This window comes from Blautia sp. ZXY-1-C6 (assembly GCF_056339875.1).
On record NZ_JBWJVQ010000182.1, the window covers coordinates 1 to 25554 of the forward strand.

At 41.9% G+C, this 25554-nt stretch carries 21 protein-coding genes and 1 pseudogene; 19 read left to right on the forward strand and 3 right to left on the reverse strand.

Translation table 11 applies throughout. The features are described from left to right. Positions 1-512: pseudogene (locus AC075J_RS10005) on the reverse strand (IS4 family transposase); the annotation flags it as partial. 250 nt (positions 513-762) lie between these two features. On the opposite strand from AC075J_RS10005, the gene AC075J_RS10010 reads away from it, so the two are divergent. The 7 genes from AC075J_RS10010 (at position 763) to AC075J_RS10040 (ending at position 6273) form a co-directional block, all read left to right on the forward strand. After that, positions 763-1158, forward strand: coding sequence for a replication initiator protein A (locus AC075J_RS10010; RefSeq protein WP_118568998.1), 396 nt, complete (start codon positions 763-765; stop codon positions 1156-1158). Between the two features lie 183 nt (positions 1159-1341). After that, positions 1342-2280, forward strand: coding sequence for a MobV family relaxase (gene mobV, locus AC075J_RS10015; RefSeq protein WP_118519989.1), 939 nt, complete (start codon positions 1342-1344; stop codon positions 2278-2280). A 58-nt stretch (positions 2281-2338) separates the two neighbouring features. Further along, positions 2339-2536: a hypothetical protein gene (locus AC075J_RS10020; protein ID WP_009271129.1), complete on the forward strand. Its 198-nt coding sequence runs from the start codon at positions 2339-2341 to the stop codon at positions 2534-2536. A gap of 140 nt (positions 2537-2676) precedes the next feature. Continuing rightward, positions 2677-4254: a recombinase family protein gene (locus AC075J_RS10025; protein WP_118569007.1), complete on the forward strand. Its 1578-nt coding sequence runs from the start codon at positions 2677-2679 to the stop codon at positions 4252-4254. A gap of 157 nt (positions 4255-4411) precedes the next feature. Further along, positions 4412-4873 carry a hypothetical protein gene (locus tag AC075J_RS10030; RefSeq protein ID WP_390386922.1) on the forward strand — a complete coding sequence of 154 codons (462 nt, stop codon included), beginning with the start codon at positions 4412-4414 and terminating at the stop codon, positions 4871-4873. Continuing rightward, positions 4857-5123, forward strand: coding sequence for a hypothetical protein (locus AC075J_RS10035; protein ID WP_476390286.1), 267 nt, complete (start codon positions 4857-4859; stop codon positions 5121-5123). The genes AC075J_RS10030 and AC075J_RS10035 overlap by 17 nt, the downstream gene beginning before the upstream one ends. Positions 5124-5280: 157 nt before the next feature. Next, positions 5281-6273: a Fic family protein gene (locus tag AC075J_RS10040; protein ID WP_476390287.1), complete on the forward strand. Its 993-nt coding sequence runs from the start codon at positions 5281-5283 to the stop codon at positions 6271-6273. A 162-nt stretch (positions 6274-6435) separates the two neighbouring features. On the opposite strand, the gene AC075J_RS10045 is transcribed toward AC075J_RS10040, so the two are convergent. Further along, on the reverse strand, positions 6436-7569 hold the full coding sequence (locus tag AC075J_RS10045) for an ROK family protein (RefSeq protein ID WP_476390288.1): 1134 nt from the start codon (positions 7567-7569) through the stop codon (positions 6436-6438). A gap of 281 nt (positions 7570-7850) precedes the next feature. Between AC075J_RS10045 and AC075J_RS10050 the strand changes: the two genes are divergently transcribed. From AC075J_RS10050 to AC075J_RS10105, 12 genes are all read left to right on the forward strand, one after another. Continuing rightward, positions 7851-9467: a mannitol dehydrogenase family protein gene (locus tag AC075J_RS10050; RefSeq protein ID WP_476390289.1), complete on the forward strand. Its 1617-nt coding sequence runs from the start codon at positions 7851-7853 to the stop codon at positions 9465-9467. Positions 9468-9514: 47 nt separating this feature from the next. Continuing rightward, complete coding sequence (locus AC075J_RS10055; protein WP_022381321.1) at positions 9515-9907, forward strand: VOC family protein; 393 nt, start codon at positions 9515-9517, stop codon at positions 9905-9907. Between the two features lie 149 nt (positions 9908-10056). After that, on the forward strand, positions 10057-11079 hold the full coding sequence (locus tag AC075J_RS10060; RefSeq protein WP_118331183.1) for a LacI family DNA-binding transcriptional regulator: 1023 nt from the start codon (positions 10057-10059) through the stop codon (positions 11077-11079). A gap of 274 nt (positions 11080-11353) precedes the next feature. Continuing rightward, on the forward strand, positions 11354-12583 hold the full coding sequence (locus AC075J_RS10065) for an extracellular solute-binding protein (protein WP_118331182.1): 1230 nt from the start codon (positions 11354-11356) through the stop codon (positions 12581-12583). Between the two features lie 89 nt (positions 12584-12672). Then, positions 12673-13896, forward strand: coding sequence for a carbohydrate ABC transporter permease (locus AC075J_RS10070; protein ID WP_118331181.1), 1224 nt, complete (start codon positions 12673-12675; stop codon positions 13894-13896). 14 nt (positions 13897-13910) lie between these two features. Further along, positions 13911-14741, forward strand: coding sequence for a carbohydrate ABC transporter permease (locus AC075J_RS10075; protein ID WP_118331180.1), 831 nt, complete (start codon positions 13911-13913; stop codon positions 14739-14741). Positions 14742-14773: 32 nt separating this feature from the next. Continuing rightward, the gene (locus AC075J_RS10080) at positions 14774-17152 is read left to right on the forward strand and encodes a glycoside hydrolase family 31 protein (protein WP_118331179.1); all 2379 of its coding nucleotides are present in this window, start codon (positions 14774-14776) and stop codon (positions 17150-17152) included. 227 nt (positions 17153-17379) lie between these two features. Further along, positions 17380-17769, forward strand: coding sequence for a hypothetical protein (locus tag AC075J_RS10085; protein ID WP_118409141.1), 390 nt, complete (start codon positions 17380-17382; stop codon positions 17767-17769). A 103-nt stretch (positions 17770-17872) separates the two neighbouring features. After that, entirely contained in the window at positions 17873-18388 is a 516-nt protein-coding gene (gene bilS / locus AC075J_RS10090) for a flavodoxin family protein BilS (RefSeq protein ID WP_025579275.1), read from the forward strand. A gap of 101 nt (positions 18389-18489) precedes the next feature. Next, on the forward strand, positions 18490-19554 hold the full coding sequence (locus AC075J_RS10095; protein ID WP_118409142.1) for an FUSC family protein: 1065 nt from the start codon (positions 18490-18492) through the stop codon (positions 19552-19554). A gap of 126 nt (positions 19555-19680) precedes the next feature. After that, positions 19681-21240 (forward strand): cardiolipin synthase, encoded by a 1560-nt coding sequence (gene cls, locus AC075J_RS10100; RefSeq protein WP_476390290.1) that lies wholly within the window; start codon positions 19681-19683, stop codon positions 21238-21240. A gap of 229 nt (positions 21241-21469) precedes the next feature. Then, complete coding sequence (locus AC075J_RS10105; protein ID WP_476390291.1) at positions 21470-22558, forward strand: class II aldolase/adducin family protein; 1089 nt, start codon at positions 21470-21472, stop codon at positions 22556-22558. 89 nt (positions 22559-22647) lie between these two features. On the opposite strand, the gene adhE is transcribed toward AC075J_RS10105, so the two are convergent. Then, positions 22648-25305, reverse strand: a complete 2658-nt coding sequence (gene adhE, locus AC075J_RS10110; RefSeq protein ID WP_476390292.1) for a bifunctional acetaldehyde-CoA/alcohol dehydrogenase — start codon at positions 25303-25305, stop codon at positions 22648-22650. Positions 25306-25554: the final 249 nt, after the last annotated feature.

Here is a 25554-nt window from a genome sequence, read left to right on the forward strand (position 1 = left end):
TGTTTTTCGGCCAGGCGCATTTCATCAAATTTCACCTTATTACAGTCACTTTCCAGTATCATACGATTCATTACATCATAAATACAGCCTAATCCTATTTGTGCTTGGGGTTTTGTGTTTTTTCGGCTTGCAGAACCATACAGTTTCAGTGTTTCAGTAGTGGTAGGAATATTAATATCTGAGCCGTCAGCAGCTAATATTAAATGATTTTTGTAAGTTGAAAAGGTGGAATCTGCATAAAAGTTACGGTTATGATATTTATACAATTCCAAAAAAGCATCTGGATTAAGTTTCATACGCTGTTTTAGATATCCTGGTTTTGAAATAGACACACCAGGATGAGCAAGTTTCATATAATTTCTCAGTTCCAATGCCAACGTCAGCCCCTTTCTGTTTATCATTGTGAAAAGAAGATCCTGAAGAGGCATTTTTCGGATTCTGGTAAAATGATTTTTATTACCTAATCGGCAAAATGCCTTAAATTCATCAGAACTCATTTTTTCTATATCCATGAATGTACGTTTCTGAGAATGTTTCATGTATAATCACATCCTTTTTTTGAGCAGGTTCATGGCTTCTTTTTACAATATAAGCATATCAAAAAAAGCAGAAGATATCTAATCCTTTTAGGAATAAATATCTTCTGCTTTTAAGTTAATGACATTGTGATTTATAAGGCTTTGCAAGCCCCAAACCGGGGCAGGTGGTATAAAGTATCGCCCGCCCCGGAAAACGGGCTTCTAACCGTCCACAAAACACGATATGACACACACGATTTACATTCACCAGCCGGAACAGGCGTTCAGCTTCACCCGGCTCCCGAATTTCCTCTTTGAAGCCCCTACCTTCAAGCCCCTGTCCAACGAGGCAAAGGTTCTGTACGCCTTTATCCTGCGCCGGACAGAGTTATCCCGCAAAAATGGGTGGGCGGATGACTGCGGACGGATTTTCCTGTATTACCCTATCTGTGAAGTGGTTGACCTGCTTCACTGTGGGCGGCAGAAAGCGGTGAACACCCTGCGGGAACTGCAATACGCCGGGCTGGTGGAGATCCAGAAGCAGGGCTGTGGAAAACCCAACCGCATTTTCCCAAAATCCCATGAAGCGGTTCCAAACACCGACTTCAAGAAATCCGGTTCTGGTACGCCGGAGGACTGAAAACCGTACCCATGAAGTACGGAAACCGCCCTCTTGAAGTACGAAAACCGAACGGTATATAGAAATACAAAGATTAAAATGATTGATTTATATTCTATCCATTCCAATCCTATCCGAGCTATTTTCTGTGGGATTTTCCCTGTGGAAAACCCCGGATAGGAAAGGAATGGGGAAAGGAGTAGAATGGCGCAACACGCAATCTTGCGGTTTGAGAAGCACAAGGGCAACCCGGCAAGGCCGCTGGAAGCCCATCACGAACGGCAGAAAGAACAATACGCCAGCAACCCCGACATTGACACCAGCCGGAGCAAGTACAACTTCCATATCGTCAAGCCGGAGGGACGCTATTACCGCTTCATTCAGAGCCGGATTGAACAGGCCGGGTGCCGAACCCGCAAGGACAGCACCCGGTTTGTCGATACGCTGATAACCGCCAGCCCGGAGTTTTTCAAGGGGAAATCCACAAAGGAGATACAGGCGTTCTTCCAAAGGGCGGCGGCTTTCCTCATTGGCCGGGTAGGACGGGAAAATATCGTGTCGGCGGTGGTACACATGGACGAGAAAACGCCCCACCTGCATTTGACCTTTGTTCCGCTGACAAAGGACAATCGCCTGTGCGCTAAGGAGATTATCGGCAACCGGGCAAACCTGACGAAGTGGCAGGACGATTTTCACGCCTATATGGTGGAGAAATATCCCGACTTGGAGCGTGGGGAGAGCGCCAGCAAGACAGGCCGGAAGCATATCCCCACCCGGCTTTTCAAACAGGCGGTTTCCCTCTCCCGGCAGGCCAGAGCCATTGAAGCCACCCTTGACGGCATCAACCCGCTGAACGCCGGGAAGAAAAAAGAGGAAGCCCTTTCCATGCTGAAAAAGTGGTTCCCGCAGATGGAGAATTTCTCCGGGCAACTGAAAAAGTACAAGGTCACAATCAATGACCTGTTGGCGGAAAATGAGAAGCTGGAAGCAAGGGCGAAGGCCAGTGAAAAAGGCAAGATAAAAGATACGATGGAACGGGCAAAGCTGAAAAGCGAATTGGACGATTTACAGCGGCTGGTTGACCGTATTCCGCCGGATATACTGGCGGAACTGAAACGGCAGCAGCGAACAAGAGAGAGGTAAACGCTATGAACAGAAATTCAAGCTGCATGATGAAAAATAATCATACGGAGGACACTGGATGGTAAAAAGCGAAAGCGACATTATTGATACAATACACACCGGGCAGGTCATTACTGACGAGAACGGCACACAGTATTTTGTATGTGGGAAAAACCGTATCAAAATCTCCGAACATTTCGCCGCTGGCGGTCGTCCGATTGGAGATCTGATCGTTGATGTAGTCCGGCACACGGCGGCAAAGGCCGCTTCTTCGTGACCCATCGTTGATACACGCCCACGCTTATGATATAATTGCCATAGAGCAAAAGTATTGTAAGCGTGGGTTGTTTCTTTAGAAGGAGGATTTTTACGGTGAAACAACCTTACAATACTACCATTCACAACACGGCTCTTTATATGCGGTTGAGCCGTGACGATGAAAGCTATGGCGACAGCGTAAGCATTGAAACGCAGCGGACAATCCTGCAACAGTACGCAAGGGAGCAGGGGCTTCATGTGGTCGGGGAATATGTGGACGATGGATGGAGTGGGACAAACTTCGAGCGTCCGAGTTTCCAGCGCATGATGGATGATGTGGAAGCCGGAAAAGTAAACTGCATTGTCACCAAAGACCTGTCCCGTTTCGGGCGGGAGCATGTGATGATGGACTACTATCTGGAATTTCTGTTCCCGGAAAAACGGGTGCGGTACATCGCCGTTGCGGAGAACGAGGACACAGAAAAGGGACTGTCCGATTTTGTGCCATTCAAAAACCTGTTCAACGAATGGTTCGCAAAGGACACCAGCCGTAAGGTAAAGACTGCTTTCAAGGCAAAGTTTGCCGCCGGACAGCGTATCAGCGCCTATGCTCCCCTCGGGTACAAGAAGCACCCGGAAATCAAGAACAAGCTGATAATCGACGAGGAAACCCGCTGGATCGTGGAGAAGATTTTTGACCTTGCTATTCACGGCAAAGGGGCGGCCAGCATTACAAGGATATTGATTGCGGAAAAAGTACCGACGCCGGGATTTATCAATTTCCAGCGTGACGGGACTTTCGCCAATATCTACGCTGGCGCACCAGAGGAAAAAGGCTACGCATGGACGATAGCGCAGGTCAAAAGCATTCTGAAAGATGAAACCTACATCGGCCATACCATCCACTACCGGGAGACCAATATTTCCTTTAAGAACAAGCGGAGGATACGCAAGCCCCAAAGTGAATGGGTGCGGGTGGAGAACACGCAGGAGCCGATTATCAGCGAACAGGTTTTCCGGCAGGTACAGGAACAGATTGCAAGCCGCCGGAGGGAGCGCAAGAATGGCACGACACAGATTTTTGCGGGACTGATAAAGTGTGCGGACTGCGGCTGGTCGCTGGCCTACGGGGAGAACAGGCAGAACAGCAAGCCCTATGGCTACTACCATTGCAGCAAGAACGGGCAAGGCACACGCCAATGCTCCATGCACTACATCCGCTATGATGTGCTTTACGCCTATGTTCTCTCCCGTCTGCAATACTGGTCGGGGCTGGTACAGCACGATGAAGAACAGCTTTTGAAGCGGCTGCTGAACGCCAATGACAAAGGACAGGCCGCCGCAAGGAAGAAGCAGGCCGCTGAACTGAAAAAAGCGGAGAAGCGGAAAGCCGAGGTCGATACCCTGTTTGCCCGGATGTATGAGGACTGGGCGGCGGGGCGTATCACGGAATACAACTTCAATATGCTGTCCGGGAAGTACCAAAGCGAACAGGCGGAACTGGAAGAAAAGATTGAACAGCTTCAATCCGCTATTGCCGCTGAAAGCCAGAGCACCGCAGACGCAGAAAAATGGATTGCCTTGATGAAAGAGTGCGTCAATCCCACGGAACTCACCGCCGAACTCTTGAACACGCTGATTGAGAAAATCCTTGTCCATGAAGCGGTCAAGAACGAGGACGGAAGCCGGGAACAGGAGGTAGAAATCTTCTACCGCTTTATCGGCAAAATTGATTGAATGACACCAATATCTTTAACTATGTGATACCGGAAGATCATTCCCTGACATCACCCTTCTTGAAGCTCTATGCGAAACATTTGACATCACTGTCAGCGAACTCCTGTCCGGAAAGAAAATAGAATCAGAAGATTACAAAAGAGAAACCGAGAGACTGTTGATCCAGTGCATTGGCGAGAAACGTCTGAGAGGTTTCCAGATAGGAATTTATCTTCTGGGTCTGGTAACGATTATATTGGGAGGTATTGGCTTCGGTATCTGGGGTACTCATATTTCATGGAAGATAGGTTCTGTACCCATAAAATGGATTTTGCTTGCAGCAGCCCTGATCACTTTTGGCGTCATGGCATACTTCGACCGCAATTTGCCTGGGAAAAATTACCGTAGTTCCATTATATGGCTTGAGTGTATTGTTGAAGCATTTACTTTAGCCTGCATTTTTGGAAATTCTATAATCAGTTTCTGGGATATTGATAATATGACGGAGAGTATAGTTTTTATTCTGATTATAGCTGTAATTATGCTCTGCTTATTTGCTGCCCGAATAATCGTAGCCCGCACAAACCGGGAAGAATATGAGATGCAAAAAAATGCAGATAAACATGAAACAGAACAGTAAAAAGAAGAATTTCTTACATAAAGCAGACAGGCAGAACATGCCTGTCTGTTTTATAACTGGAAAAATATATAGAAAGCAAGAATATGAAATCAAAACAGAAACAGACTGTAAAATCGTTACTGTTCACTCCGTTCACAGTAACGTAGCCAAAATTCATTCCAGATTGCCTGCGGCAATGGAATTTTGGCTTGTATGTCTCGGGATTTTGGCATATTCATACCAAAACACCTCGCGGGACAGTGGTGTGTGAACAGTAACGTAAAATCAATTATATAGATGATTTTAAACATATAAAATTTGGAATTGTTTGATATTTGTGTTATCATATTTATATAATCGAAGAAGAAAGTACGCAAAAAAGTGTGCAAGATAGTGTGCAAGATAACGGAAATTCTGGAGGTGTTTTTGTGGGAGAATATAAACCGCCATTTACAATAACAAATGAGATATTATCATATGTGTCTTCAATTTCTGAAAAAATAGGGCGAATCACGGCAATCAGCAGTCTGGAAACAAAACCGCACCTGAGAAAGAATAACCGAATTAAATCTATTCATTCATCTTTAAAAATAGAAGCGAATTCTCTTTCTCTGGGGCAGGTCAGGGATGTAATCAATGGCAGGCTTGTACTGGGGAAACAGAAAGAAATACAGGAAGTAAAAAATGCATATGCGGCGTATGAAAGCCTTTCGGAAATTAATCCCTATAGTATAAAAGATTTAAAGAAATTTCATGGGATTATGACAAAATATCTTGTGGAAGAATGTGGGGAGTTTCGCCATGGAGAAGAGGGAGTTTTTAATGGAGGTGAATGCATTTTTATGGCGCCTCCGGCGCAATTTGTACCGCAGCTTATGGATGAACTGTTTGAATGGATGAAGAAATCAAGGAATAGTGTTCATCCATTGATTATGAGCAGTGTATTTCATTATGAGTTTGTCTTTATTCATCCATTTGCTGATGGTAACGGAAGAATGGCAAGATTATGGCACACTGCTATTTTGTCTAAATGGAAACATGTATTTGAGTTTATTCCAATCGAAAGTCGGATTGAAAAATTTCAGGATGAATATTATGATGCGATTGCCAGATGTCATGTTTCAGGAGAATCTACCATTTTTATAGAGTTTATGTTGTCGCAGATAGACAGGATTTTGGAAGATATTTCGCTTCAGATGAATGAAGAAAATGAGCAGTTTTCAGAAACTGTCAGGAAAATGCTTGAAATCATGGAGTATGATACGCCTTATACAAGAAAAACACTTATGGAAAAACTGGGGTTAAAGTCCAGAGATGGATTCCGCAGAAATTATTTGCAACCCGCACTTGAGATGAATTTGATCCAAATGACATTACCAGATAAACCGAATAGCAGAAATCAGCGATATATGAAAGTATGAATAGCAGGAAGTTTATCTGATTTATAGCAATCTATAGCAATTCCATAAAATAATGCAAGCAATCCAGCCCATCATAGTGTGAAGTCCTGCGTCAGATATCTTTCTTGTCTTTCGCACTCTGCTGAACTGTCTTGATTGCATTATTTATAAGGCTTGCCATAGTTAAACGGATTGAATAAATTTCTCTACATAATGCAGAGCCGCTCCGATTGCCGGTGTATATTGTCCGTTGGTACCGACCAGAATCTGTGTTTTATCCAGTATGAATGGTGCGGCTGTATGGAGATGTTCTGCCAGAGATTCAATATCTTCTTCTGTAAAATAAGGTGCCAGATATCCGCTGAGGATGATCGGTGCATCAATAACAAGGTTAAGATTCTTCATGGCAAATGCCAGATGGTTTAAAAAATCTTTCCAGATCTGTATGATCTGGGGAGATTTTTTTTCGCGCAGAAGAGGAAAAAATTCTTTGGTAGGCATACCCGCAGCCTGTTCCAGTGCATTGGCAGAACAGTAGGTTTCCAGGCAGCCACGGCTGCCACAGTAGCAAAGTGGGCCGTCGGGATTAATACACATATGTTCAAGAGTTCCGCTGTGCATGGAGATCCCCTGATGAATCTGATGATTGGTAATGATGCCGCCACCCAGATTTCGGTTCAGCAGGATGATAACAGCACTGTCAAGCTCCGGATGATTCCATAATTCAAGGAACGCAGCTGATTTCGAATCATGTTCCAGATAACAGGGATAAGGAAGATATCTGGAAAAATCATCCAGTTTCATGCCTGCGTTATTCATGATATCTCCATATAGTACAGTGGTATGATCCGGGGATGTGATACCCTGTGTGGCAATGGAGATGCCAAGAACTTTGTCATTGTCATACTGGCGCGATGAGATGAATTCTTTTACTGCGTCAGTAACCTGTTTATAGTAATCCGGTGTGTTGGAATATGGAAGCGGAAAGGTATCTGTATAGAAAGCATTTCCATACAAATCTACAGCAGTAATATGAAACATCCCTTTTAAAATACCGATGCCAATGGAAATTTTAAAATCTGATACAATCTGAAGGGCGTTTGCCTTTCTTCCACCGGTGGATTCAAAGAAACCATTTTTTTCAATAAGACCTTCCTGTTCCAGAAGATTCAGGTTCTGACTGACAGTGGATAAACCCATCTGCAGTTCCTGAACGATCTGTAGCTTGGAGGTCGTTTTTTTTCTGTGAATGTACTGGTAAACCTTTGATTTATTTATTTTCTTGAGACTAATGTTGGTCAATCCCTTTTCACTCATAATATTCTCCTGATTATGTTACAAGATAATGTTAAGTTTCAGTTTTATTGTAGCATAGAACGAAAAAAAAACAATAAAAATATCCGGCACGATCAGCAACATCAATTTGTCAGCACACTATAGTAAAATAGACAAAAAAGTTGTTTGAAAATTAGAATTTCTGTCAATGGATTTTTTAAAATAAAAGATATATACTCAACTTACAGTTAAGATATAAACGTAAGTAAAAAACATAATAACAAACAATAAGCATCGAATAAGACAAACAAGGAGGATATAACATGAAATTATCAATCAATGGAATCAAGGAACAGGAAGCATGGAAAAAGGCAGGAATCGCTCTTCCGGGTTATGATGTAGAGGCTGCCTCTGAGAATGCAAAGGAGAATCCGGTATGGGTTCACTTTGGTATCGGAAATATTTTCCGCGTATTCATCGGTGGAATTGCAGATGGTCTTCTGGAAGAGGGAGTGCTGGACCGTGGGATTACCTGTGTGGAAACTTTTGATTATGATGTAGTAGATAAGATTTATGATCCATATGACAATCTGGGATTAAGTGTAATCCTGCATGGGGATGGAACCCGTGAGTATAAAGTAGTCGGAGCCTTTGCAGAAGCAGTGAAGGCACAGTCTTCTAATGCAGCACAGTGGAAACGCCTGAAAGAAATCTTCACAAGCAAATCCCTGCAGATGGTTTCCTTTACGATCACAGAGAAAGGTTATGCATTACAGAAAGCTGATGGAACATGGTTCCCGTTTGTAGAGGAAGATATCAAGAATGGTCCGGACAAAGCAGCTGGTGCCATGGCAGTTCTGGTTGCAATGCTTTATGAAAGATATAAAGCCGGCAAATATCCGATCGCACTGGTTTCCATGGATAACTGCTCACAGAACGGTGCAAAGCTTCGTGAGTCAGTACTGACAATGACAGAAGAGTGGAAGAAAGCAGGATTTGTTGATGAGGGATTTGTAAACTATGTAAGCGATGAGAAAGTAGTTGCTTTTCCATGGACAATGATCGATAAGATCACACCTCGTCCAAGCGAGCAGATTGCAGCAGACCTTGAGAAGCTGGGTGTTGAGAACATGCAGCCGGTGATTACAGGTAAGAAGACATACATTGCACCATTTGTCAATGCTGAGAAACCACAGTATCTGGTAATAGAGGACAGCTTCCCTAACGGACGTCCGGCTCTGGAAAAAGGTTTCGGCGTATATATGGCAGACAGAAATACAGTTAACCTTTCTGAACGTATGAAAGTAACCGTATGTCTGAATCCGGTTCATTCTGCTACAGGTCCGCTGGGAGTAGTTCTTGGATATGAGCTGTTTGCGCATATGCTTAATACAAATGAAGATATGATGAAAATGGCACGTATGATTGCTTATGATGAAGGTCTTCCGGTAGTTGCTGACCCTGGAATCCTTTCTCCTCAGGCATTTGTGGATGAGCTTTTTAACGATCGTTTTCCAAATGAATATCTGGGAGACACCAACCTTCGTCTGGCAGTAGATGTATCTCAGATGGTTGGCATCCGTTTCGGCGAAACAATCAAAGCATATGTACAGAAATTCGGAGATGCTTCCAGACTGACAGCCATTCCGCTGGGAATTGCAGGATGGCTCAGATATATGCTTGGTGTAGATGATGAAGGAAATAAATTTGAACTTGCACCGGACCCAATGAATGAGGAACTGCAGGAACAGTTTAAGGATATTGTAGTAGGTAAACCTGAAACATTTAAGGATCAGTTAAAACCAATTCTTTCCAATGAGCGTCTGTTCTTCACTGACCTTTACAAAGACGGTGTGGGAGAGAAGGTTGAGGATATGTTCCGTGAGATGATTGCAGGACCTGGAGCTGTAAGAGCAACAATACATAAATATGTTGGATGATTTTCATCAGATGGATATTATAACTGACTTTCAGGAGGAAAATGAAAATGAATTTAAAAGAACAGTTTAATGGAATTCAGCATATTGGAATTCCGACCAATGATATTGAAGCAACCATTGATTTTTATAAGGCTCTGGGATTTGAAATTGCTTTTCGTACAGTAAATGAGGAAGCAGATGAAGAGGTTGCTTTTCTGAAATTAAATACACTTGTTGTTGAGACATATGAGAATAAAGCAGCTAAGATGGAAGCCGGTGCCATCGATCATATGGCGATTGATGTAAAAGATATTGAAAAAGTATATGAAATGATTAATCAGGCAGGATTAAATACAACCAACGATACCGTTCATTTTCTTCCCTTCTGGGAAAACGGAGTAAAGTTCTTTACAATTGAGGGACCGAATAAAGAGAAGGTTGAGTTTAGCCAGTATTTATAAAAGGGACAACTGTCCACAAACTGACATAATTCTGAAGATCGTATTCATACCAAAACAATTTATGGAATAATAACATTTGTATAGAACATTCATGGATTGAAAAAAATGGTGAAAAAACATATAATAATAAAAAAGTAAACGAGGAAGATATGGTTACGATTAAGGATATAGCAAATATTACAGGGGTTAGTCCGACTACAGTTGCAAATGTCATTCACGGAAGGACTAATAAAGTTTCCAAGGAAAATGTGGAACGTATTCAGAAAGCGTTAAAAGAAAACCACTATGTCCCGAAGCTGGCCCAGGAGACAATGACCAGGGGAAAGACCAGGCTGATCGGTGTGGTGATTCATACAACAAAAGTTTATGAAGATACAACCATTGCAGACCCATTCTATGGAACAATCGTGGGAATTATAGAAAGAGAACTGCGTAAAGCGGGATATTATATGCTTTTGTATGCAGAAATGGATCTGGATAAAATTTTCCAGATGTCTGCATCGTGGAGTGTGGCAGGGATCATTACAGTTACATTTGCGCAGAAAGATTATGAGAAACTAAGAAATCTTGTAGACGGTTGTCCGGTGGTTGGAATTGATACATATGGAAAACAGGATGCGGATATTTATAATATTGGACTGGATGATTTAAATGGAAGTTATAATCTTGTAAATTATTTATTTCAATGCGGTTATGAGGAAATCCTGGTTTTGATGGAAGAAACCGCCAAAGGTGCAGAGCTTGTGCGTGTAGAAGGGTACAAAATGGCACTTAGGAAAAATGGACGGGAATATCAGGCGAAATATCATATTTATGTAGATCCTGCAGATTCAGAAAAACGGAGAAAACGTTTAAAAGAGTTAGAACGCTTTTGTGGCAAAAATTATGCTATTTTTTGTGTAAGTGATCAGTTGGCAGCAAGAGTCATGAGAAGCTTTCAGGAGGATGGGTATAAAATTCCGGATGATATAGGAATTGCAGGCTTCGATAATAATATTTACGGGACAATGCTATATCCGCGCCTGACAACAGTTAATCAGGATATTCCGAGAAAATCGGAAGAGGCAGTGAAGATGCTTATTGATCTTATTGAGGGAAAAGAGGTAAGAAAAAAGGAAGTGATTCTTCCCACACAGTTAGTGATTCGTGACAGTACCAGAAAACAGAATTAAAATAAAAGGCTTGATAATGCGGGAAATGAAATATATTTTTCGTGTTTTCAGGCTTTTTTACTGTTTGACATAAGCGGACTGTTGTTGGGCCAATAATTATGCGATTGTGCAAAACGTATAAAAACAATAGAATAACAATATGTAAATATACGGTGTTACACAACACCTATTGCGCGTTTTAGGAATAGATGCTATTATAAATACAAGCTAAGTGTTGCGCAACACCTACAGAGAATACAATGATTTTAAGGGAAGATAGCAGGAGGTAATCAAAATGAAAGGAAAGAAAGTATTAGCATTAGTTATGTGTGCAGTTATGGCAGCAGGAATAACAGTTCCGGTAATGGCAGAGGAGAAAGATGACAGCGGACGTGAAGTCATTAATTTTTTCAGAGCAGATGATGGACATATGGATGTTATGCAGAATGTAATTGATGCATTTGAGGCAAGTCAGGACAAATACGCAGTAAACATTGTGGTTGCTCCTAATGATTCAAATCAGGAAAAGAGTCAGCTGACTACTTCTTTTTCTGCCGGAAGTTCTGAATATGATGTAGTTTCTATTGATACTGCCTGGGCTGGCGATCTGGCAGGTGCCGGATATCTGGAAGCACTGGATGGATATATGAAAGAATCCGGAAGAAAGGCATCTGAATATAATAAAGGCTCTCTTGATTCAGGAACTTATCGTGCGAAAACATATGCACTGCCTATTAATCCGGATTATGGTGTATTATTTTTCCGCAAAGATATTGTTTCACAGGAAGATGCGGACAAACTGGTAAGTGGAGATTATACATATGATGATCTGATCACTATGGCAGAGAACTACAAAGGTCAGGAAGGAACAAAGACCGGACTTGTATTCCAGGCTAATCAGTATGAAGGACTTGTATGTAATGCAAATGAATGGACAAATAATTTCAATGATGTCAAGGGTGGCCTGGAATTAATGAAGAAAGCAGTTGATTCTGACGCGACTCCGGAAGATATTCTAGTATATCAGGAAGATCAGACCGCAAACAGCATGGTCAATGGAGACTGTGTTTTTGCAAGAAACTGGCCATATGCATGGGCACTCCTTACAGATGAGACTGCTGTTCATCAGGATCAGATAGATATTGCACCTCTTCCAAATGGATCCTGTATCGGTGGATGGCTTGCAGCAATTAATGCAAACAGTGAACATAAAGATGGCGCATGGGCATTCCTTGATTTCCTTACTTCCATGGATGGACAGGTGATCTATGCAGCTGGAAGCGGAAGTGCTCCCGGATGGACTGCAGCAGCTGATGATGAAAAAGTAAAAGAAGGAAACAAGCTTCTGGAAAATCCTGGATTTATTGCAGCATTAAATAATACGATTGCCCGTCCAAGCTCTGACAATTATCAGGAATTATCTGATAATCTGCAGATTGCTATGCACAAATATTTATCTGGTGAGGCTGAACTGGATGATACAGTAAATCAGATAGAGACTTTACTGGACACAGAGGGAAAATAAAAACTTCAGTGAATAAAAGGGCTGTCCGGTTTGTCAGACAGTCCTTTTGAACTTTCAGATATCAATTTTGCAGAGAAAAGGAGAAAAACATGGTTAAGAAAATGACCTTTAAGCAGTTTCTGTTTATTCTGCCGCTTTTGATTTTTATTGGTGTTTTTTCTATCTATCCAATTGTAACATCCTTTATGTATACATTTTTTGATTATCGCATTAATGATCAGACCGCAAACAGCTTCTATTTGTCAGAACGTTTTAATGGAGAGCTGTTCTATGAGGATTGTGATTATATCAATTATTTTCTGGATGATGATAAGACTTTAATGTCAGAAGAGGATCAGAAAGCAGTAGAGGAAATCCAGGCAACAGTCAGCAGCGTAATGAGTGAATATGAAAATGCAAAGGGAACAGAGAAGATTTCTTCTGATAAAAAGGATGAACTGGTTGCTTTTAAAGAAAAGCTCAGAACAGATATTACTGCACTTTATGATAAATATCCGGATGTAGAGTTCTATAATAAAGACAAAATACCGGAGATTTTAGATGAAATGGACACATGTATTGTAAAGTCTAATTTTATTGGCCTGAAGGCTTATGGGAATCTGATCAAAGATACCCGTTTCTGGAAAGCTCTGGGACATACACTGATTTTTACAGTGATCTCAGTAGGAATTGAGCTGGTATTGGGAATGCTTCTGGCATTGATTATGAATAAAGCAATGAAAGGAATCGGTCTTGTCCGTACGGTTGCGCTGATTCCGTGGGCAATCCCCACAGCAGTATCAGCTATGATCTGGAGTTATCTGTATGATGGAAGTTATGGAATTGTTTCTTTTCTGTTTAATAAACTGGGAATTATAAACAGTCAGTCTGCAATGCTTCTGACCTCTCATGGGGCGATGAGTGCTGCAATTATTGCAGATGTATGGAAAACAACTCCATATATGGCACTTCTTCTGCTGGCAGGCCTGCAGGTTATTGACAGAGGCCTTTATGAAAGCTCTGCGATTGATGGTGCAGGTCCGGTGGTGACATTCTTTAAGATTACATTGCCACTGGTGAAACCAAGCCTTCTGGTTGCCTTGTTATTCCGTACACTGGATGCATTCCGTGTATACGACCTGATCGCAATCCTGACAGGTGGCGGTCCTGGAAATGGAACAGAGAGTTTATCTATTTATGCTTATAAGCTGATGTTTGACCAGAGTAATTATGGATACAGTTCCGTAGTTGTTATGGGAATGTTTGTTGTAGTAGCAATTATTGCATTCCTGTATGTAAAAGTACTTGGGGCAGATGTCATGGGAAACGACTAAGGAGGGGAGAAAGGATGAAAAAGGTAAGTACGTTTAAAGTAGTAAGCTGGATTTTTATTATTGCTTTTTTGCTGATTTCAGTATTTCCATTCTTCTGGATTCTGGTCACATCATTTAAACCTGAAACAGAAATATTCGGAGATGGCGCATATCGTATTATTGCGCAGCACCCTACACTAGATGCATTTAAAACAGTTATTTTTGAAAAAAATATTCTCAGGGCAGTATGGAACAGCTTTGTTATGTCCGGATTTACTACTTTGTATGTAATTGTTGTTGCGTCTATGTCTGCATATATCATATCCAGATTCAAATTCAAAGGAAAAAATCTTCTGATGGCATTGATCCTTACAGTAGCAATGTTTCCGCAGATGATCATTATCGGACCGGTGTTCAATATGTACTATTCTCTTGGAAAACTGAATTCCTACTGGGTATGTCTGGCGTATTCATCTATTACTCTGCCAAGTGCAGTATGGATTATGGTGGCACATTTCAAACAGGTTCCTCTTGCACTGGAGGAGGCAGCGAAGATTGATGGATGTTCTACCTGGGGAACTTTATGGAGAATTATTTTTCCAATTGCAGCACCGGGAGTATTTACAACTGCGATTATGACTTTTATTTCAGCATGGAACGAATATCTTCTTTCATGTACCATGAACAGTAATGAATCAATCCAGACAGTTCCGGTCCGTATCGGATATCTGAGAGGGCAGTATACAATTTACTGGAACCAGATTGCGGCAGCTGCTGTAGTTGTAGTAATTCCTACTTTAGTGATGGTATTACTGTTCCAGAAACAGATCGTAGCCGGAATTGCCAATGGTGCAGTCAAGGAGTAAACAGTTAAAGAGTAAAAAGGAGGCATAAACTGATGAGCTTAAAAAAATACGCAGTACCAACACATCCTTTGTGCTCTGCCGGCGCAGTGCTGCAGGGGGAAAATTACAGAATATCAATGTTGACAACCGCATTAATCAGATTTGAGTATAGCGAAGATGGGAAATTTGAAGATCATGCAACCCAGATGGTTTACAACAGAGAATTTCCTGTTCCGGAATTTCGTGTTGTAGAAAAAGAGGAAACTCTTGATATCTATACAAAGAATCTGGAGATTCATTATGATAAACAGAAATTTACACCAGGCGGTCTGATGGTCCGCGTTGCAGGTGGAATGGCAGGAGAGAGAGTATGGCATTACGGAGAAGAGACGAAAGATCTTCGGGGAACTGCAAGAACTCTGGACTGGGCCAACGGTGAAATCCCGCTGGAACATGGAATTATGTCAAAAGACGGATTTTCTGTTCTGAATGATTCTCATACAATGGTACTTATGGAAAATGGTTCTGTAAAACCAAGACAAAACAAAGGAGAAGATTTTTATTTCTTTGGTTACGGTCATCGATTCCTTGAATGTCTGAAGGATTTTTATCATCTTTGTGGAAAAACACCTCTTTTACCAAGATATGTGCTGGGTAACTGGTGGAGCCGTTACCACAAATATGATGAAGCAGAGTATAAAGAGCTGGTAGAGAGATTTGAAAAAGAAAAAGTTCCTTTTTCAGTAGCTGTTATCGATATGGACTGGCATCTTGTTGAGGATGTGGATCCTGTATATGGAAGCGGATGGACAGGCTATACCTGGAACAAAAAGCTGTTTCCGGATCCGCCGGAATTCCTGAAATGGCTTCATGACCATAATATGAAGGTAACATTGAATGTTCATCCGGCAGATGGAATCCGCCCATATGAAGAAGCATATCCACGTATTGCAAAGAAAATGGGAATGGATCCTGAGCAAAAAGAGCCGGTACTTTTTGACATAGCAGATGATAAATTCCTTGAGGTTTATCTTAATGATCTGCATCATCCGATGGAAGAAGACGGCGTAGATTTCTGGTGGCTTGACTGGCAGCAGGGAACTGTTACGAAAATACCGGGTCTGGATCCCCTTTGGATGTTGAACCATTATCACTATCTTGACAGTGTATGGAAAGGCAAGAGACAACTTACCTTTTCCAGATATGCAGGTCCGGGAAGCCACAGATATCCCATTGGATTCTCTGGTGATACGATTATTACATGGGAGAGTCTGAAGTTCCAGCCATATTTCACTGCAAATGCCAGCAATATCGGATATGGATGGTGGAGCCATGACATTGGTGGTCATATGTTTGGATACAGAGATGATGAACTGACTGCCAGATGGGTAGAATTGGGAGTATTCTCTCCGATCAACCGCCTTCACAGTACAGATAATCCATTTAATGGAAAAGAACCGTGGAAGTATAACCGGATTGTGGAAGAAACAATGAAGAAGTATCTTCGTATGCGTCATAGCCTGGTTCCTTATCTTTATACTATGAATAAGTATGCAAGCAGAGACGGAATTCCGCTTGTACAGCCAATGTACTATCAGGAACCGGATCAGGAGCAGACTTATCATGTGCCAAACAATTATTATTTTGGAAATGAGATGATGGTTTCTCCGATTACGGAAAAAATGGATGAGGTTGCAGTTGCTGCCAAAGCAGTTACCTGGATCCCTAAAGGAGTCTGGTATGATTTCTTTAATGGAAGAAGGTATGATGGCGGACGATTGATGGAACTGTGGAGAACTATAGATGAGATTCCTGTACTTGTAAAAGAGGGCGGTATTATCCCGCTGAAAGATATGGAGGAATATGACAATTCCATAGATAATCCGGAAAAATTCCTGATAAAAATATTCCCTGGTAATACAGGATCATTTGAACTGTGGGAAGATCAGGGGGATACAGCGGAAGATAATGATGAGAACTGGGTAAAAACACGGTTTGCAAAGGAGAAGAATATATTTACAATTTCCAGGGCTGCGGGAAATACAGATGTAATTCCTGTGAACCGTACATGGAAATTATGGTTCTATGGTGTGAAGGAATCCAACTTTAAAATATATGTCGGAGACCGGGAATGTGACTGTGTATCTGAATGGAAAAAGAATCCTGACAGATTTGAGATTATTGTAAAGGATATTCCAGTGGATCAGGAAATATGTGTAGAGTTTGTTGATGGAATAACAGAGTGTGAGCATAGATGGACAGAAGAGATTTTTGCTGTTCTGGAACGTGCGCAGATTGAATACAATTTGAAATCTGAAATTTTATCTACCATACAGAAACTTGGAAAGGATGCTGTGGCATCTTTGAATGCGATGCATCTGAATCAGGCTCTTTATGGAGAATTATTAGAGATTCTTACAGCAGAAATGTAATGTTTAATATCTGTTAGATGAAACTATTTTCAACAGTTCAAAAAATAAAAAAGTGATCGGGAAATAGGATCCCCAGAACAGGGAGGGTATGACTCATTTTGAGTTATACTCTCCCTGTTTAAGTTTATAAAAAAGGAGTCCTCCATTATTTTATTATTTTATTGAGAAAAGCCTGAGAAAAGTTTAAAATAGGAGATAATAAAAAATAAACGAAAGGAGTTTTTATCATGAGTAAACGAACAGAGAGAATGAGCCGGAGTGCAGCTGAGAGAATCAACCGCAAAGATACAGTAATCAGACAGAATAATGCAGAACTCGAGGAGCTGAGGAGTCAGTATGAGAATCTGGATATCTGTGAGGAGGATAAGCAGGTGATTGATGATTATATTGCCTGCAAAGATGCCAGAGCTGACAGGATGGCAGAAAAACTCTATGAAAAGGGAAGAAAAGATGTAAAGAAATGTATCCGCATCCGAAAACTGATCCGCAGATGCATAATTCTGTCTGCCATTGTTACAGTGGTGCTGGTTCAGTATAATAAGAATGAAAAACTGAGAGAAAGCCTGGAAGAGCTACTGAAAATGTTCCGGGATGGAGTGTCGGACGAGGATTTATAACTGATATAAATAACGCAGATAAAAATGTACTCTCGGAATCTTTTTACAAAAGCAAATACAAGGAAGACTCCGAGAGTGCATAAACGAAAAGGAGCAAGACAGCATGGGAACACAAAGATACTCAATTTTGTACAGCAGTAAAACAGGAAACACAAAGAAGCTTGCGGAGAAGATCAGGGAGGTATTGCCTGAGGAAAACTGTGATTATTTTGGAACAGAAGGAGCGAAGGCTCTTTCATCCGACATATTATACATTGGATTCTGGACAGATATAGGGAATGCAGATCCTGTAACACTTGAACTGTTAAAGAGCCTGAAAAATAAGAAGATCTTTCTGTTTGGAACAGCAGGCTTCGGAGGCAGTGAAGCCTATTTCCAACAGGTTCTCGGGAAAGTTAAAGAATCTGTGGATGAGAGTAATACAGTGATGGGAGAATTTATGTGTCAGGGGAAAATGCCCCAGTCAGTTAGGGACAGATACGTAAAGATGAAAGAGAAGCCGGATCATGCGCCGAACCTGGATGAACTGATCCAGAATTTTGACAGGGCGTTATCTCATCCTGACAATGAGGATCTGGACAGGCTGGAAGAAATAATCAGAAGAGACCTGGAAAAATAATTAAGTCTTGACTAACAGAGGGAACTGCGGTATAGTGCTCGTTACTAAAAAAGGTAATTCATAAATTTTTATAGATTTTCACGAAAGAGAGGTAACGAGACATGACATTTTATCAGGAATTACAATTGAGTTCGACCGGCTCCAAACAGCTGATCAGAAGCACCACAGATCCCAAAGAGAAAAGACGGCACATTTTAATCTATAATTTTAAAGTGTATCTGGTTATGGCTTTTTGCGTAGCAGTGGTGAGCATGTACAGTAAGCTTACAGGGAGTAGCAACAGTGTAGTTGGTGTTACTGTTCTGTTGGCAGTGCTTGTGCTGCGGCAGGCAGATTTCGGGATCAGGACAACACATGGACTGCTTTCCATTGCAGGGATCTTCGGTATTCTTATGGCAGGACCCCGTCTGGCAAATATGGTGCCTCCGTTAGCTGCGTTTGCAGTGAATGCTGTGTGTATTTTACTGCTGATGATACTGGGCTGTCACAATGTGATCATGTACAATCATTCCACCTTTGTGCTGGGCTATTTGCTGCTTCTGGGCTATGATGTGACAGGAAAGGAATACACCTTCCGTGTGATCGGCTTGTTGGTGGGAATGGTGATCTGTATGATCGTCTTCTATAAGAACCAGAGAAACAGAGCCTATCGAAGAACCTTCCTGGATTTGTTCCGGGAATTTGATCTTAAGTCAGCAAGAAGCAGATGGTATGTGAAACTGACACTGATCGTATCCAGCGCAATGCTGTTTATGAATCTTCTGGGACTTCCAAGAGCAATGTGGGCAGGAATCGCCTGTATGTCCGTATGTCTGCCTTTTACAGAGGATTGTGTCCCAAGGTCTGTGAGAAGAGGAATGTTCAATGTTGTGGGATGCCTGTTGTTTATTGTGCTGTATCTGGTACTTCCTGAATCCATGTATCCGTACATAGGAATGATCGGAGGAATCGGAGTTGGATATTCAGCTGGATATCCGTGGCAGACTGCATTTAATACTTTTGGAGCCTTATCTATTGCAGCAGGGATCTTCGGAATGCCGGCAGCAGTAGCGCTTCGTATAGGCGCCAATGTACTGGGAGCAGCTTATACGGTAATCTGCAATAAAGTGACAGATAAAGTAGCAGAGTATATAGGCACAAATAAATGTGCAGAAAATCTTTCCTGACTGAAACTGCGGAGCAGTTATCCGGTTATAAGCAAGTAAAAAAAGCGGACGATTTTATCTGTCTGATATGTGTTCTGGGAACAGAGTGAATATTAACGTATAATGACAGAGGGAGAGAGAAAGAATATGAAACAGGATACCCTGGAAGGCAGGGCGAAAACGAAAAATGGTGTAAAACGATTATGCTTTTCCGCAGTATGTATTTTACTGGAAGCAGCTTTTATCATTGCTATGATCACAAAGCTGAATCAATATGCGGAGATTATCAATCTGATGACAAGGCTTCTTGCAGGTGTACTGGTTCTTAAGCTGTATGCGTCAGACCAGACTTCATCTATGAAAATGCCCTGGGTTATTTTGATCCTTGTATTCCCTATCTTGGGAGTGGGATTGTACTTACTGATTGGTCTCAATGGCGGTACCCGTAAAATGCGGGAGCGTTATGACCAGATCGACAGGGAACTTCTGCCGTTGCTTCCCAATGACAGTGAGTGCAGGGAAACGCTTGGCAGGAAAATCCCGAAGGCAGGCAATATTTCTGATTATATACAGAAAAATGCCTCCTATCCGGTCTATCAGAATACAGATGTTATTTATTATGATGAGGCAGTCAAAGGGCTGGAGGCTCAGCTGGCAGATCTGGCAAAGGCAGAGAAATTCATTTTTATGGAATATCATGCCATTGAGGATGCACAGGCCTGGCATAAAATCCAGAGAGTTCTGGAAGACCGCGTAAAGGCAGGCGTAGAAGTCAGAGTGTTTTATGACGACATGGGTTCCATTGGGTTTATCAATACAGACTTCATTAAGAAAATGGAAAATGTGGGAATCCATTGCAGAGTGTTCAACCCTTTTACTCCGGGTCTGAATGTGTTTCTGAATAACAGGGATCACCGCAAGAGCACAGTGATCGATGGAAAAGTGGGATTTACTGGCGGTTACAACCTTGCCAATGAATATTTTAATTTTACACATCCTTATGGACAGTGGAAGGATACAGGTATCCGTCTGGAGGGCGAGGCTGTCCGTTCCCTGACAGTAACATTCCTTGAGATGTGGAATGCTGTCAGTGATAAGGATAAAAATGACAGTGATTTTACCGGATTTCTGGTTCACACAGATTATCAGGCAAAGCAGACAGGCTTTATCCAGCCCTATGCGGACAGTCCTATGGACCATGAGCAGGTAGGCGAAGAGGTGTATATCAGTATGGCGAATAAAGCGGAAAAATACTGCTGGTTTATGACTCCGTACCTGATCATCACAGATGAAATGAGCCATGCCCTGTGTCTGGCTGCTAAGCGTGGGGTGGATGTGAGGATCATCACACCTGGTATTCCGGATAAAAAGATGATCTACAACATCACACGTTCCTTTTACCATGGACTGGTAAAACATGGAGTGCGTATCTACGAATGGACACCTGGTTTCTGTCATGCAAAGATGAGTGTGGCAGATGATTGTATGGCAACCTGCGGAACTATAAATCTGGATTACAGAAGTCTGTATCATCATTTTGAAAATGGCTGCTTTATGGCAGACTGCCAGGCAGTTCTGGATATCCGAAATGATCTTGCAGCAACAATGGATGAATGCCGTGAAGTCACAGAACAGTACAGTACCGGACGCAGCGCATATCTGCGCCTGGGACAGCTGTTTATGAGATTATTTGCGGGATTGTTATAACGTTACTGTTTACTCCGTTCACAGTAACGTAGCCAAAATTCATTCCAGATTGCCTGCGGCAATGGAATTTTGGCTTGTATGTCTCGGGATTTTGGCATATCATGCCAAAACACCTCGCGGGATAGTGGTGTGTGAACAGCAACATTATAACACTTGGAAAAAAGTAGGATATCGTGTACAATGGAATGGGTAATAGCAAAACTATTAAAATATGGGAGGTATTTTAACTATGGATCTTTCAACCTTAGTAAAAATGTCAAATACTTATGGAAGCAACCCTGCCTATGTTCTTGCAGGCGGTGGTAATACTTCAGTAAAAGACGACACCACATTGTATGTAAAAGGCTCTGGTACACAGCTTGCTACAATCAAGTCAGAGGAATTTGTGGAAATGAGCAGAGCACGTTTGAATGAGATCATGAAAACAGATTATCCGGAAGACGATGTCAAACGTGAATCACTGTATCTTGCAGATGTTATGGCTGCAGTAACAGATGCTGACAAAACAAAACGTCCAAGTGTAGAAGCACTGCTTCATAACTTATTTGCCTATACTTATGTACTGCATGTTCATCCTACACTTGTCAATGGACTGACCTGCGGAAAAGGGGCAAAGGAACTCAGTGAACAGCTTCTTGGAAAAGATGTACTCTGGATTGATATCTGCAAACCCGGATATACACTTGCGCGTATCTGCTATGAGAAAATGAATGCTTATAAAGAAGAATTTGGAAAAGATGTTCAGGTTCTTCTGCTCCAGAATCACGGAATTTTCGTTGCAGCAAATACTGTAGAGGAAATTGGAGCATTATTTGACGGCGTGATCAGTAAATTAGAGAAACAGGTAAAGAGAACTGCTGATGTCAGTGATGCTGTTACATCTGAAAAAGAACAGGCAGCAGAGAAGCTTTCCCGGTTATTGGGACATGCAGTAGAAGTTGTACCTGTAGCGGAAGCTGATAACTTCGTAAAAGATAAGGCAGCGGCTGCACCGCTTCTGAAACCATTTACACCGGATCACATTGTATACTGTGGACCATATCCGTTATTTGTAGAGGATATTGACCAGGCAAAAGCTGCGCTGGATGCATTTATGGCAGAGAATGACAAAGAGCCAAGACTGATCCTGGTACAGGGAGTCGGTGCCTTTATCATGGAAGATGATAAGGGAAAAGCTGCAAAAGCACAGCTTCTTGTAAAAGATGCCATTAAGCTTGCAGTATATGCAGAAAGCTTTGGTGGCCCGCTTCACATGACAGATGATATTACATACTTCATCACACATTGGGAAGCAGAAGCATATCGCAGTAAGAAATAATATAATAAGGGCTGTCGTTTTTTGACAGCCCTTATTATATTGGTTTAAACACTATATTTTTAAAGGAAAAGGTTTATTTTCAGCAAATCTTATTTCGTTTCTTTTTTCTCTTTGGCCTTCCTGGATTCAGGAATATTTCCCTCTCCATAGTAAGCTTTCAGATAGATTTCTTTCAGCTCAGACATTAATGGATATCTCGGGTTGGCACCGGTACACTGGTCGTTGAATGCCTGTTCGGTCATTTCGTCCAGAGTTTCGAGGAAGTATTTCTCGTCTACGCCGTATTCTTTGATCGTATGTTTGATCTCGATAGTATCCATCAGTTCCTGCAGTTTCTGGAGAAGCTTCTCAAATACTTCGCTGTCGTTCTTGCCTGTCAGACCTACAGAACGGCCAATCTCAGCGTAACGTGCAAGTGTGTGCGGATACTGATACTGTGGGAAGGTACCCATCTTAGCTGGAACTTCGGCTGCATTATAGCGCAGAACATGAAGCAGAACCAGAGCATTTGCAATACCATGTGGAAGGTGATGGAAAGCTCCCAGCTTATGAGCAAGAGAGTGGTTTACGCCAAGGAAAGCATTTGCGAAAGCCATACCAGCCATGCAGGAAGCATTTGCCATATGCTGTCTTGCTTCTACATCAGAACCATCTTTGTATGCACGTGGCAGATAGTTAAATACCAGTTTGATCGCATTTAATGCAAGACCATCTGTATAATCAGATGCCATCATGGAAGCATAGGCTTCAAGTGCATGAGTCATAACGTCGATACCGGAAGCACAGGTCAGTCCCTTAGGTGCGCTCATCATATTATCTGTATCAACAATAGCCATGTCAGGCATTAATTCATAATCAGCCAGAGGCCATTTGATACCTGTAGTCTTATCAGTAATGATAGCAAAAGGTGTTACCTCGGAACCTGTACCGGAAGATGTTGGAACAGCTATAAAGTAAGCTTTCTTACCCATATGCGGGAATGTGAAGATTCTCTTACGGATATCCATAAAGTCCATAGCCATATCATCAAAGTTGGCGTCCGGATTTTCATAGAGAACCCACATGATTTTGCCGGCATCCATTGCGGAACCACCGCCCATTGCGATAATGCAGTCAGGCTCGAACATTCTCATTGCAGCAGCACCGGCTCTTGCAGAAGCGAGAGATGGATCTGGCTCTACATCGTAGAAGCAGGTATGTACGATTCCCATCTGATCTAATTTATCTTCGATCTTTTTAGTATATCCATTCTTATAAAGGAAAGAGTCTGTTACGATAAAGCAGCGTTTCTTGTGCATAACAGTGCCAAGTTCATCCAGAGCAACCGGCAGGCAGCCTTTTTTGAAATAAACTTTTTCCGGTGTTCTAATCCAGAGCATATTTTCTCTCCTTTCAGCAACGGTCTTGATGTTGATAAGATGTTTTACACCTACGTTCTCAGATACGGAGTTGCCACCCCAGGAACCACAGCCCAGAGTCAGGGACGGAACAAGTTTGAAGTTGTAAAGGTCGCCGATACCGCCCTGAGAAGATGGAGTATTGATGAGGATACGGCAGGTCTTCATAGCTGCTGCGTGTTTTTCCATTTTTTCCTTTTCTCTTGTGTCAATGTAGAGAGCGGAGGTATGTCCATAACCGCCGTCAGCTACAAGCTGTTCAGCTTTGGCAATCGCTTCGTCAAAGGTCTTGGCCTTGTACATGGCAAGTACAGGGGAAAGCTTCTCATGTGCGAATTCTTCGCTGATGTCTACAGATTCAACTTCACCGATCAGAATCTTTGTTTCAGGAGGAACTGCAACACCGGCCATCTCAGCGATAGTGGCAGCCTTCTGGCCTACGATTTTTGCATTCAATGCGCCATTGATAAGGATAGTTTTTCTTACTTTCTCTAATTCATCCGGTTTCAGGAAGTAACATCCTCTGTAAAGAAATTCTTCTTTTACTTTCTTATAAATGCTCTCAAGAACAGTTACAGACTGTTCGGAAGCACAGATCATACCATTGTCAAAGGTCTTGGAATGGATGATGGAGTTAACTGCCAGACGGATATCTGCACTGTCATCAATGATAACAGGAGTATTTCCGGGACCTACACCTAAAGCAGGTTTTCCGGAAGAATAGGCAGCTTTAACCATTCCGGGACCACCTGTAGCAAGGATAATGTCTGCTTCGCGCATAACCTGATTTGTCAGATCAAGACTTGGAACATCAATCCATCCGATGATTCCCTCCGGTGCACCGGCTTCTACAGCTGCTTCCAGAACAACCTTTGCTGCATCAATGGTACATTTCTTTGCGCGGGGATGAGGACTGATGATGATCGCATTACGTGTTTTCAGCGCAATCAGAGTTTTGAAGATTGCAGTAGATGTCGGGTTGGTTGTAGGAATAACAGCAGCAATCAGACCGATCGGCTCAGCTATTTTCTTAATACCGTAAGCAGTATCTTCTTCAATCACACCGCAGGTTCTGGTATTCTTATATGCGTTGTATACATATTCGGCTGCGTAATGGTTCTTGATAACCTTATCTTCTACAATACCCATTCCTGTTTCTTCAACAGCATCTTTAGCAAGCGGGATACGTGCTTTGTCAGCAGCAGTAGCGGCAGCTTTAAAAATCTTATCTACCTGCTCCTGGGTAAATGTTGCGAAAATCTTCTGTGCCTCTTTCATGGCTGCAATCTTTGCAGTAAGGGCTTCAGGGGTGTCGATGATGGTTGGGATAGTGTTCTCTTTTTTTGCCATTTGGGAATCCTCCTGTTTGTGTTTTCGTTAAAAGTATTTACCGTGACCTGTTATGTTTTTATTATATAAATAAACTGATTATTTGGTCAACAGTAACATTAATATGAGCATAACGAAATATTATGGTGAAAATTGTGCATAATCACGTAAATAATGTGAATAAAATATCAATTGTCAGAATATATGAGAAAAATTTAACAATATATGTTCTGCTGGCAACTGAGAGAAAGTTAAAAAAATAACGTTAAT